This is a genomic window from Gordonia sp. NB41Y (assembly GCF_030718915.1).
GTDB lineage: Bacteria > Actinomycetota > Actinomycetes > Mycobacteriales > Mycobacteriaceae > Gordonia > Gordonia desulfuricans.
On the sequence record NZ_CP132196.1, the window covers coordinates 413476 to 425468 of the forward strand.

An 11993-nucleotide genomic window follows, 5' to 3' on the forward strand; every position below is an offset into this window, starting at 1 on the left:
GTGCCGGACGAGGTGTCCGACACCGGTGAGGCGGTGAAACGATGCGGGGATCAGACCCGCGATGATGTCAGGCCGGGTGCCGATCAGGCCTTGGTGGCCGCGGGCTCGGCGTCGGCGGCACCGTCGGCCCCGGGTGCACCGTCGGCGGCCTGTGCCCCGCGGATCACCGGCTTGGCGTCGATACCCGACTCCTTGCGCTGCTGCGGGGTGATCGCCGCCGGGGCGTCGGTCAGCGGGTCGATACCGCCGCCGGACTTCGGGAAGGCGATGACCTCACGGATCGACGACTCCCCGGCCAGCAGCGCGGTGATGCGGTCCCAGCCGAAGGCGAGGCCGCCGTGCGGCGGGGCACCGTAGGCGAAGGCGTCGAGCAGGAAGCCGAACTTCTCCTGTGCTTCCTCGTGGCCGATACCCATGATCTCGAAGACCCGTTCCTGCACGTCACGACGGTGGATACGGATCGATCCGCCACCGATCTCGTTGCCGTTGCAGACGATGTCGTAGGCATAGGCCAAGGCGGCGCCGGGGTCGGACTCGAGGTGCTCGAGCGAATCCGGGGTGGGTGCGGTGAACGCATGGTGCACCGCGGTCCAGGCGCCGGAGCCGACGGCGACGTCACCGGAGGCGGTCGCGTCGTCGGCGGGCTCGAACAGCGGGGCGTCGACGACCCACACGAACGCCCAGTCGGCGGTGGCCGGGTCGACCGGCTCACCGGCCGGCGGGATCAGGCCCAGACGGGTGGCGATCTCACCGCGGGCGGCACCGAGCAGTGCGCGCTGCGCCTTGGCCGGTCCGGCCGCGAAGAAGACGCAGTCACCGGGCTTGGCGCCGACGTGGGCGGCCAGACCCGCACGCTCGGCGTCGGACAGGTTCTTGGCGACCGGGCCGCCGAGCGTGCCGTCCTCACCGATGAGCACATAGGCCAGGCCCTTGGCGCCGCGCTGCTTGGCCCATTCCTGCCAGGCGTCGAGGGTGCGGCGCGGCTGCGAGGCGCCGCCGGCCATCACCACGGCACCCACGTAGGGGGCCTGGAACACGCGGAACGGGGTGTCGGCGAAGTACTCGGTGCACTCGACCAGCTCGATGTCGAAACGCAGGTCGGGCTTGTCGCTGCCGTAGCGGCGCATGGCGTCGGCGTAGGTCATCCGCGGGATCGGGGTGGTCAGCTCGACGCCGATCAGGCGCCACAGGGCCACCAGGATCTCCTCGGCGACGCCGATCACGTCGTCCTGGTCGACAAAGCTCATCTCGAGGTCGAGCTGGGTGAACTCCGGCTGGCGGTCGGCGCGGAAGTCCTCGTCGCGGTAGCAACGGGCGATCTGGAAGTAGCGCTCCATCCCCGCCACCATCAGCAGCTGCTTGAACAGCTGCGGGCTCTGCGGCAGGGCGTAGAAGTTGCCGGGCTGCAGACGCGCCGGGACCAGGAAGTCGCGGGCACCCTCGGGGGTGGACCGGGTGAGGGTGGGGGTCTCGATCTCGACGAAGTCGCGGGCCAGCAGCACCCCGCGGGCGGCGGCGGAGACCTTGGAACGCAGACGCAGCGCGGCGCCCGGGCGCTCACGGCGCAGATCCAGGTAGCGGTAGCGCAGGCGTGCCTCCTCGCCGGGCTGCTCGTCCAGCTGGAACGGCAGCGGCGCGGACTCGTTGAGCACCTCGAGGGACACGGCGTTGATCTCGATCTCGCCGGACGGCAGGTTGGCGTTCTCGCTGCCCTCGGGACGGACCTCGACGACACCGGTGACGGCGATGCAGTACTCGGCGCGGAGCCGGTGGGCGACGGCGGCGACCGACTCGTCGCGGAACACCACCTGGACCAGCCCGGAGCTGTCCCGAAGGTCGATGAACACCACACCACCATGGTCGCGGCGGCGGGCAACCCAGCCGGCGACGGTGACGGTCTGCGCGGCGTCGGCGCGACGCAGGGAACCGGCGAGATGCGTGCGGAGCACTGGAGTCCTTTCGGGGCGGGACAATCGACGTGGGGCGACACCGACACCCCGGTTGACACCGGGTGGTGGGCGCACGCACCCGCGATCAATCGTACGTAGCCCCTCAAGTCGTCCGGTCACCCGGTCGTCCGGGCCTGCCGACACGCTTCGGCGGTGGTGCGCGACGCGTCCGTTTCGATCGGTTGCAATGTCCCGGTCGCGTGGGTGCATCTCGGTACTCTTGCGCCATGACTTTTCAGGGCAGCGGTCCACTCGACACCGGGAACGTCTCCGGTGGCGGCGGGGGCGGTGGCGGGGGCGGACGGATCGCACTCGGCGGCGGTGCGGGTCTGATCATCACGATCGTGGCATTGCTGTTCGGGATCAATCCCGGCGACATCATGGGTGGCGGGACCGGGTCGTCGACGAACAGCGCCTCGACGTCGCAGATCGATCAGCACATCGCGGCGTGCACCGTCGAGAAGGCCAATCAGGGTGACGAGATCTGCCGGATCGTGGCCACCACCAACAGCCTCGACGACGTGTGGCCGACGCTGATGTCGAACTACACCCCGCCCCAGACGATCATCTTCGACGGTTCGGTGAACACCGCATGCGGTGCGGCGTCGTCGTCGACCGGCCCGTTCTACTGCCCGGCCGACCAGACCGCCTACTTCGACCCGAGCTTCTTCGCCACGCTGGAGCAGATGGGCGGCAGCAACGGCGCCCTCGCCCAGGAGTACGTGGTGGCCCACGAGTACGGGCATCACGTGCAGAATCTCACCGGCGCCCTGCGCAAGGGACAGCAGCTCGGCTCGCAGGGCCCGCGGTCGGGGTCGGTGCGGGTGGAGTTGCAGGCCGACTGCCTGGCCGGGGTGTGGGCCAACCACGCCGACGACGTGAGCGACGGACAGTTCGGCCTGCAGACGATCTCGCAGCAGGAGATCCAGGGCGTGATCCAGACCGCGAAGGCGATCGGCGACGACACCATCCAGGGTTCCAACTCCAACCCGGAGGGCTGGACCCACGGGTCGGCCGAGCAGCGCGCACGCTGGTTCATGGTCGGATACCAGAGCGGCGATCCCAAGCGCTGCGACACCTTCGCCACCAACGACCTGTGACCGTGTCCCGACATCCCAGCGCGGTCGACGCGATCGCCGACGAGTACCTGCAGACGACGGCCGCCCACGATCCGGTGCTCTCGACCGAACTCGGCTTCGCCGGCCACGATGCGGAACTCCCCGACTTCTCCCCCGACGCCGTCGCCGAACGTGCCGGGCATGCCCGGGCGGTGTTGTCGGCGTTGGGTTCGGTCACGGTGGTCGACGATGTCGACCGCGTGACCGTCGCGACCATGTCGGCGTCGGTGCGCCGCGAGCTGGCCCTCGTCGACGCCGGTGAGGTGACCGGCGCATGCAATGTGATCGCCTCTCCCCTGCAGGCGATCCGCGACGTGTTCGATCTGATGTCGGCCGACACCGAGCAGGGCCGCCGGGACATGGTCGCCCGCCTCGATGCGGTGCCCGCCTGCGTGGAGACGGTGATCGCCGGTCTCGACCACCGCCTGGCGCACGGCCCGGTGTTCGCCCGCCGTCAGGTGGAACTCGTTGCGGGACAGGCCGACGACGCGATCGGTGCGGTGTCGGTGAACACCGCCCCGTTCGCCGACGATCCGGCGGTGTCGGCCGATCTGGCCGCCGCCACCGCGCGTGCCGGTGCGGCGTTCTCGGCCCTGGCCGAGCATCTGCGCGTCCGGGTGCTGCCGGAGGCCACCGAGACCGACGCGGTGGGCCGCGAGAGGTATCTCCCCCAGCTGGCGCACTATCTGGGCACCGACATCGATCCCGACGAGGCGTACGCCTGGGCGCTGGGGCGGCTCGAGGAGATCACCGCCGAGCAGCGTGCGATCGCCGCCGAACTGGTGCCCGGTGGCACCATCCCCGACGCATTGGCCCATCTCGACGCGGACCCCCGCTACCAGATCACCGACAAACACCTCTTCGTCGACTGGATGCAGGAGACGTCCGACGCCGCGGTCGCCGGGCTGGCCGGAACCCATTTCGACATCCCGGCCCGGTTGACCCGCCTGGAATGCCGGCTCGCGCCGTCGTCGACGGGGATCATCTACTACACGCAGCCGAGCGCCGATCTGTCCCGTCCGGGCCGGATGTGGTGGGCGGTTCCGCCCGGCCAGACCGTCTTCCATACCTGGCAGGAGAAGACCACCGTCTACCACGAGGGCGTGCCCGGCCATCACCTGCAGCTGGGGTCGGCGATCACCGACGACACCTTGAACTCGTGGCGCAAACTGGCGTCGTTCACGTCCGGACACGGTGAGGGCTGGGCGCTCTACGCCGAACGCCTGATGGCCGAGCTCGGTTGGCTCGACGACCCGGGCGATCGGATGGGAATGCTGGATTCCCAACGGCTTCGGGCCGCACGCGTCGTCGTCGACATCGGTGTGCACTGTGGTCTGCCCGCCCCGGCCGCCGTCGGCGGCGGGATCTGGGACGCCGACAAGGCGTGGCAGTTCCTCACCGAGTCGGTCGCGATGGACCGTACGGTGTTGCGGTTCGAGCTCGACCGGTACCTGGGCTGGCCGGGCCAGGCGCCGTCGTATGCGCTGGGTCAGCGGGTGTGGCAGCAGATCCGTTCGGCCTCGCTCGCGGCACATCCGGACTGGTCGCTCAAGGACTTCCACACGCACGCACTCGCACTCGGCGGGGTCGGTCTGGACGTCCTCGCCGCGGAGATGTCGTAGCGTCTCGGTCGAGTGTGTGGGTGACCGGCCTCTGAGGTGGTCGCCACCCGAGCGCACCTCACCGAGGTTTCGACACGCCTCGTCGCTGCGCTCCTCATCGGCTCAACCACCGTAAAACCGACGCAACCACTTCCGATGGTCGAGCCGGGTTTTCGATGGTCGAGCCGGGCTTTTTCGATGGTCGAGCCGGGACCGAGCCCGAAGGGCGAGGACCCGTGTCGAGACCCCCGCAAGACAACAATGCCGGCAACCACCCCCACAAGGTGGCCACCACCCGAGCACACCTCACCAAGGTTTCGACACGCCTCGTCGCTACGCTCCTCATCGGCTCAACCACCGTAAAACCGACGCAACCACTTCCGATGGTCGAGCCGGGTTTTCGATGGTCGAGCGGCCTTCTTCCAATGGTCGAGCCGGGCTTTCTTCGATGGTCGAGCCGGGACCGAGCCCCAGGGCGAGGACCCGAGTCGAGACCCCGCAAGACAACAATGTCGGCAACCAACCCCACGAGGTGGCCACCACCCGAGCACACCCCACCAAGGTTTCGACACGCCTCGTCGCTACGCTCCTCATCGGCTCAACCACCGTAAAAGCGACGCAACCACCTCGGAGGTGCCGGCGTCGACGACGTCGACCCTCCGCTCCCATCGGCTCAATCACCCACTACCCGTTGCTGATTGAGCCGGGACCGAGCCCGAAGGGCGAGGACCCGTGTCGAAATCTCCGCAGCCGGCGTCGGGTGGCAACCACCTCGGAGGTGCCGGCGTCGACGACGTCGACCCTCCGCGCCCATCGGCTCAACCGCCGTCTCCGACTTGCCTATTCGGCAGGGTTTCGGTTCACCCGAGCAGGCCGCGGACCTCGTCGACGATGCCGTCCAACGACGCCCTGTGCTGCTCGCCGTTGGTGAGGTTCTTCACCTCGATGGTGCGCTCCTCGAGCTCGCGGTCACCGAGGACCAGCGCGATGCGCGCGCCGGAACGGTCGGCGGCCTTCATCGCGCCCTTGAGGCCGCGGTCGCCGTAGGCGAGGTCGACGCTGATCCCGGCGCTGCGCAATTGACCTGCCACGCCGACCAACTCGGCCTTCGCGTCGGATCCGAGCGGGACGCCGAACACCTGGCATCGTGCGGCATCCGCGCCGGCCACACCCTCGGCCTCCATCGCCAGCATGGTGCGGTCCACGCCGATGCCGAAGCCGATGCCCGACAGGTCCTGCTTGCCGCCGATCTGACGCATCAGACCGTCGTAGCGACCACCGCCACCGATCCCCGACTGTGCGCCGAGACCGTCGTGCACGAACTCGAAGGTGGTCTTGGTGTAGTAGTCCAGGCCGCGCACCAGACGCGGGTTGAGCTCATAGGGCACACCGAGCCGCTTGAGGTGGGTGAGCACGGTGTCGAAGTGTGCGCGGGCGTCGTCGCCGAGGTAGTCCAGCAGCAACGGGGCGTCGGCGGTCGCCTCCTTGATCTCCGGGCGCTTGTCGTCGAGCACGCGCAGCGGGTTGATCTCGGCGCGCTTGCGGGTCGGCGCGTCGAGGTCGAGTCCGAACAGGAACTGCTGCAAGGCCTCCCGATAGCGGGGACGGCTCTCGTCGTCGCCCAGTGAGGTGATCTCCAGCCGGAACCCCGACAACCCGAGACGGCGGTAACCCTCGTCGGCGATCGCGATGACCTCGGCGTCGAGGGCCGGATCGTCGACGCCGATCGCCTCGACACCGACCTGCTGCAACTGCCGGTACCGGCCGGTCTGCGGCTTCTCGTAGCGGAAGAACGGTCCGGCATAGCAGAGCTTCACCGGCAGCTGTCCCCGATCGAGGCCGTGCTGGATGACCGAACGCATCACCCCGGCGGTGCCCTCGGGACGCAGCGTCACCGAACGGTCACCGCGGTCGGCGAAGGTGTACATCTCCTTGCTGACGACGTCGGTGGACTCGCCGACACCGCGAGCGAACAGCGCGGTGTCCTCGAACACCGGCAGCTCGATGTGCCCGTAGCCGGCGCGGCGGGCGGCGTCGGTGAGCATGTCGCGCACCTTGCGGAAGTCCGCGGAGTTCGGCGGGTAGTAGTCCGGGATACCGCGGGGTGCCGCGAATTCTGCGCTCACAGTCCGAATCGTCCCTTCTTCGACGTGTCTGTGGTCTGGCCGGTCTGGGCGGGGCCCGGGGTCAATCCGGTCAGGAACGGATTGGTCGCACGTTCCTGACCGATCGAGGTCTGCGGGCCGTGCCCGGGCAACACCTGCGTGTGGTCGGGCCTGGGCAGCAGGCGCTGCGCGATCGAGTCGAGCAGCTGCTGATGGTTGCCGCCGGGCAGGTCGGTGCGTCCGATCGACCCGGAGAACAGTACGTCACCGCTGAAACACACCGGGACCGTGGTGGTCTCCGCCGAGTCGGCGACGTCACCGGCATCCGGGGCCTCGGCGGGCACCTCGACGTCGAGGGTCAGCAGCACCGACCCCTGGGTGTGGCCGGGAGCATGGTCGACGGCCACTCGCAGGCCGGCGATCTCCACGTCCTCACCGTCGACGAACTCGACGACCTTCTCCGGTTCCCGGAACACCATCGACCCGATCAGATTGCCCAGCGCATGCCCCAGCCCCACCCCGGGATCGGCCAGCATCGGGCGGTCGTCGGGGTGGATGTAGGCGGGGATGGAGTACTCGTCGCACAGCTCGGTGGCATTCCACGTGTGATCGAGGTGTCCGTGGGTCAGCAGGACCGCCACCGGCGTCAGCTCGTACTCGGCCAGCAGTTCACGCACCTTGGGGGCCGCGTCCTGGCCGGGATCGATGATCAGGGCGTCACTGCCCCGGTCGGCGGCCACGATGTAGCAGTTCGTCTGGAACATTCCCGCCGGGAACCCCGTGATCACCATCCCTCCATTGTGGCGCAACGTCCGGTTCGGCTTGCGTGGTGGTCGGGGTTGGGTGCCGCCCGGCGGCATCCGAACAGCCGACGCGCCGACACCCTGGTGAGCGAACTCTCAGAAAGAACTGGCACACTTGCGAGTCGATACCGTCGAGGTTCAGGAGGGATCCACCAGCGTGTCCACCAACGAGGAACGCCGCGAGGCCGCCAAGCGAAAGCTGGAGGAGCGTCTCGAACGGGAGCACCAGGCGGCACGTAAGCGCAAGATCGTCATCGGATCGGTGTCGGGGGTGGTCGTCGTCGCGATCGTCGCCGTGGCCACCTATTTCATCGTCGACAAGATCCAGACCGACCGCTTCAACGCGGCGCACGTGACGTGTGATTACACCAAGGTGCCCAGCCGGTTCGACCAGATCAACACCGAGGTCCCCGAGCAGATCACCGATCCCGCGCAGCGCAAGCTCTACCAGCAGCAGATCGACAAGCTGCTCGCCGGCAAGGGCAAGCAGAAGACCTCGCCCGAGCCCGACGCGACGCAGGCCAAGGACGGCACGTCGACGCTGACCCTGGACACCACCCAGGGCGTCATCCCGATCGAGCTCAACCGCAGCGGCGCACCGTGTAACACCGGCGCGGTGATCTCGCTGGCCGACAACAAGTACTACGACGGCACCACCTGCCATCGGATGACGACCGCCGAGCTCAAGGTGCTGCAGTGCGGCGACCCCACCGGCACCGGTGCCGGTGGCCCGGGCTGGACCAGCCCCGACGAGCCGCCGACCAACCTGAAGTCGGCCGGTGACGCCAACCCGATGACCGGGCAGCAGCCGGTCATCTACCCGCGCGGCACCGTCGCCATCGCCAACAGCGGTCAGGCACAGCAGGGTGAGAGCAACTCCGGCGGCGCGGCCCAGTTCTTCGTCATGATCCAGGACTCCACGCTCCCCGCGAGCTATGCGGTGGTCGGCCATGTGGAGCCGGCCGGTATGGAGATCGTCGACAAGGTGTTCAAGGGCGGTATCAATCCGGGTCTGACCACCAACCAGACCACCGGTGCGATCGAGCCGGCCACCTCCGACGGCACCCCGAAGCTGCCGGTGACGATCAACAGCGCCACCGTGCCCTGATCGGACACACCCCCGGACAAGCGAGAGCGCCGGTGACCTCCACGGTCACCGGCGCTCTCGTCTGTTCGGGTCCGATCAGGGCGTCACGCCCGCCTACCTCCCCGCCGGCCTCACGCCGCCGACGTCACCCGGTACACGTCGTAGACACCCTCGACGTTGCGCACCACGTTGAGGACATGGCCGAGGTGCTTGGGGTCGCCCATCTCGAAGGTGAACTTGGACACCGCAACCCGGTCACGGCTGGTGGTCACCGACGCCGACAGGATGTTGACCCGCTCGTCGGCGAGCACCTTGGTGACATCCGACAGCAGACGATGCCGGTCGAGCGCCTCCACCTGGATGGCGACGAGGAACACCGACTCCGGCGACGGCGCCCACGACACCGGGATGATCCGTTCGGCCTGGTCCTGCAACGACGCCGCGTTGGTGCAGTCGGTGCGGTGCACGCTGATCCCACCGCCGCGGGTGACGAATCCGAGGATCTCGTCGCCGGGCACCGGGGTGCAGCACTTGGCGAGTTTGATCATCACGTTGTCGACGCCCTCGACCACCACACCGGCGTCACCGCCCTGGCGGGGTCGTGCGGTCATCGTCGACGGGGTGGACCGTTCGGCGATCGCCTCGGTGGCCTCGTCGATCCCGCCGAGTGCGGCGACGAGGCGGTTGACCACGTGCCGTGCCGACACATGGTTCTCGCCGATGGCGGTGTAGAGCGCGGTGACGTCGGCGTAGCGCAGTTCCTTGGCGACCGCCGCCATCGAATCGGCACTCATCAGACGCTGCAGAGGCAGTCCGCCGCGCCGCACCTCCTTGGTGATGGCCTCCTTGCCGGTCTCGAGCGCCTCCTCGCGGCGTTCCTTGGCGAACCACTGCCGGATCTTGGCCTTGGCCCGCGGCGAGACGACGAAGTTCTGCCAGTCCTTGCTCGGTCCGGCGTTGGCGGCCTTCGAGGTGAACACCTCGACCACCTCACCGTTCTCGAGCTGTCGTTCGAGTGCGACGAGCCGGCCGTTGACGCGGGCACCGATACATCGATGCCCCACCTCGGTGTGCACCGCGTAGGCGAAGTCGACCGGGGTGGACCCGGCGGGCAGCGTGACCACATCCCCCTTGGGGGTGAACACGAAGATCTCCTTGACCGCGAGGTCGAAGCGCAGCGACTCGAGGAACTCCCCCGGGTCGGCGGCCTCACGCTGCCAGTCGAGCAGCTGCCGCATCCACGCCATGTCGTCGATCTCGGCGGAGTCGGAACGACGGCCCTTGCGGTCCTTGTAGCCGCTCTCCTTGTACCGCCAGTGCGCCGCGATGCCGAACTCGGCGGTGCGGTGCATGTCGTGGGTCCGGATCTGCACCTCGAGGGGTTTGCCCTCGGGGCCGATCACGGTGGTGTGCAGCGACTGGTAGACACCGAACCGCGGCTGGGCGATGTAGTCCTTGAACCGGCCGGCCATCGGCTGCCACAGCGAGTGCACGACGCCCACCGCGGCATAGCAGTCGCGGACCTCGTCGCACAGGATGCGCATGCCGACCAGATCGTGGATGTCGTCGAAGTCGCGGCCCTTGACGATCATCTTCTGATAGATCGACCAGTAGTGCTTGGGCCGGCCCTCGACGGTGGCCGAGATCTTCGCCGCGCCCAACGCGTTGTTGATGTCGGCCCGCACCCGCGCCAGATAGGTGTCGCGTGAGGGCGCACGGTCGGCGACCAGCCGCACGATCTCCTCGTACCGCTTGGGATGCAGTATCGCGAACGACAGGTCCTCGAGCTCCCACTTGACGGTCGCCATCCCGAGGCGATGCGCCAGCGGTGCGATCACCTCGAGGGTCTCGCGGGCCTTGCGCGCCTGCTTCTCCGGCGGCAGGAACCGCATGGTGCGCATGTTGTGCAACCGGTCGGCGACCTTGATCACCAGCACCCGCGGATCACGGGCCATCGCGATGATCATCTTGCGGATGGTCTCGGCCTCGGCGGCACTGCCGAGCGCCACCTTGTCGAGTTTGGTCACCCCGTCGACCAGGTGTGCCACCTCGGCACCGAAGTCCTTCTCGAGCTCGTCGAGTCCGTAGCCGGTGTCCTCGACGGTGTCGTGGAGCAGGGCCGCGACCAGCGTCGTGGTGTCCATCCCGAGGTCGGCGAGGATCGTGGCCACCGCGAGCGGATGGGTGATGTAGGGATCACCGGACTTGCGGTTCTGCCCGCGATGGCGTTCCTCGGCGACGTCGTAGGCCCGTTGCAGGGTGGCGACGTCGGCCTTCGGGTAGATCTCGCGATGCAGGGCGACCAGCGGTTCGAGCACCGGCCGGACCGGTCCCCGGGTGGCCGTCATCCGGCGGGCCAGCCGCGCCCGCACGCGCCGTGACGCCGACGAATGCTGCGGGACCGCACCGCCGGTACCCACACCGTTGCCGCTCACAGCGTCGGTGTCGGCGCCTGCGGACCTACCCGTGGATGCTGTACCCGGTGCGGTCGTGACCGGGGGCGCAGTGGCAGGTGTTGCCGGTGTGACCCCGTTCTCGGGCGCGCCGGGCGCGGCGAGACGGCCTGCGGAGTTCGGCTCGTCGGCCATGGGACCTCCCAACGTCGGTCACGGATGCAGTCATCTGCATGACACCGGACCCATCCGATTCTAGTCCGCTGCCTCATCCGTCCCCGCTCGGATGGGGCAGGCGACCGGCCGGCCCCGACGCCGTCCACATCACGCGCCGGCATCGATCCAGGTGAGCGTGATCCGGCCGGGACGCTCAGTCCAGGGTGACGCTGTGCACCGGGACGTCGCCGAGTCCGGCGGCGATGGTCTCGCGGCCGCCGAGGCCGGCGAGCTCCATGATCACCGCGAAGCCGATCACCTCGGCACCCGCCTGTTCGAGCAGCCGGGCGGCGGCCACCGATGTGCCGCCGGTGGCCAGCACGTCGTCGACGACGAGCACCCGGCGTCCGACGAGTTCGATGCCGTCGGCCGGGATCTCCAGGCGGGCGGTGCCGTACTCGAGCTGGTAGTCGATCGCGATCACCGGCGGGGGCAGTTTGCCGCCCTTGCGCACGGCGAGCACACCGACCTGCAGTTCGCGGGCGACGGCGCCGCCCAGCAGGAAGCCGCGGGCGTCGATGCCGGCGACCAGGTCCACGCGGCTGCACCCGTGGGTCAGGGCGGTGACGATCGCCGACAGTCCCTCCGGGTCGGCCAGGACCGGGGTGAGGTCCTTGAAGGCGATGCCGGGCTTCGGGAAGTCGGCGACGCGTCGTGCCCGATCGGCGATCGCCGCCCGCGCCCGTGCCAGGGCGTCGGCGGTGACGTCGTGCGCCACCAT

Annotated in this window: 8 protein-coding genes; 3 read left to right on the top strand and 5 right to left on the bottom strand. The window is 68.9% G+C overall.

The features are described from left to right. Positions 1 to 83: 83 nt before the first annotated feature. A complete protein-coding gene (aspS, locus tag Q9K23_RS01660) occupies positions 84 to 1949 on the bottom strand; it encodes an aspartate--tRNA ligase (protein ID WP_053776468.1) in 1866 nt (621 codons plus the stop codon). Between the two features lie 227 nt (positions 1950 to 2176). Here aspS and Q9K23_RS01665 point away from each other — a divergent pair, with 227 nt between their 5' ends. Together Q9K23_RS01665 and Q9K23_RS01670 are read left to right on the top strand one after the other, a co-directional pair. Continuing rightward, a complete protein-coding gene (locus Q9K23_RS01665) occupies positions 2177 to 3049 on the top strand; it encodes a neutral zinc metallopeptidase (RefSeq protein WP_305950365.1) in 873 nt (290 codons plus the stop codon). After that, on the top strand, positions 3046 to 4689 hold the full coding sequence (locus tag Q9K23_RS01670; RefSeq protein ID WP_053776467.1) for a DUF885 domain-containing protein: 1644 nt from the start codon (positions 3046 to 3048) through the stop codon (positions 4687 to 4689). The genes Q9K23_RS01665 and Q9K23_RS01670 overlap by 4 nt, the downstream gene beginning before the upstream one ends. Before the next feature lie 839 nt (positions 4690 to 5528). On the opposite strand, the gene hisS is transcribed toward Q9K23_RS01670, so the two are convergent. Together hisS and Q9K23_RS01680 are read right to left on the bottom strand one after the other, a co-directional pair. Beyond that, a complete protein-coding gene (hisS, locus tag Q9K23_RS01675) occupies positions 5529 to 6794 on the bottom strand; it encodes a histidine--tRNA ligase (RefSeq protein ID WP_020794628.1) in 1266 nt (421 codons plus the stop codon). Further along, a complete protein-coding gene (locus Q9K23_RS01680) occupies positions 6791 to 7564 on the bottom strand; it encodes an MBL fold metallo-hydrolase (protein ID WP_053776466.1) in 774 nt (257 codons plus the stop codon). The genes hisS and Q9K23_RS01680 overlap by 4 nt, the downstream gene beginning before the upstream one ends. Positions 7565 to 7733: 169 nt before the next feature. Here Q9K23_RS01680 and Q9K23_RS01685 point away from each other — a divergent pair, with 169 nt between their 5' ends. Next, entirely contained in the window at positions 7734 to 8684 is a 951-nt protein-coding gene (locus tag Q9K23_RS01685) for a peptidylprolyl isomerase (protein ID WP_020789428.1), read from the top strand. Between the two features lie 110 nt (positions 8685 to 8794). Here Q9K23_RS01685 and Q9K23_RS01690 read toward each other — a convergent pair whose 3' ends face one another. Together Q9K23_RS01690 and Q9K23_RS01695 are read right to left on the bottom strand one after the other, a co-directional pair. Further along, entirely contained in the window at positions 8795 to 11251 is a 2457-nt protein-coding gene (locus Q9K23_RS01690) for a RelA/SpoT family protein (protein ID WP_053776465.1), read from the bottom strand. Positions 11252 to 11426: 175 nt separating this feature from the next. Beyond that, positions 11427 to 11993, bottom strand: coding sequence for an adenine phosphoribosyltransferase (locus Q9K23_RS01695; protein ID WP_053776543.1), 567 nt, complete (start codon positions 11991 to 11993; stop codon positions 11427 to 11429).

Bases quoted from the DNA above. Each gene is read 5' to 3' on its own strand.
- Q9K23_RS01665 (WP_305950365.1), top strand. From the start codon at position 2,177: ATGACTTTTCAGGGCAGCGGTCCACTCGACACCGGGAACGTCTCCGGT.
- Q9K23_RS01680 (WP_053776466.1), bottom strand. From the start codon at position 7,564: ATGGTGATCACGGGGTTCCCGGCGGGAATGTTCCAGACGAACTGCTAC.
- Q9K23_RS01690 (WP_053776465.1), bottom strand. From the start codon at position 11,251: ATGGCCGACGAGCCGAACTCCGCAGGCCGTCTCGCCGCGCCCGGCGCG.
- Q9K23_RS01695 (WP_053776543.1), bottom strand. From the start codon at position 11,993: ATGGTGGCGCACGACGTCACCGCCGACGCCCTGGCACGGGCGCGGGCG.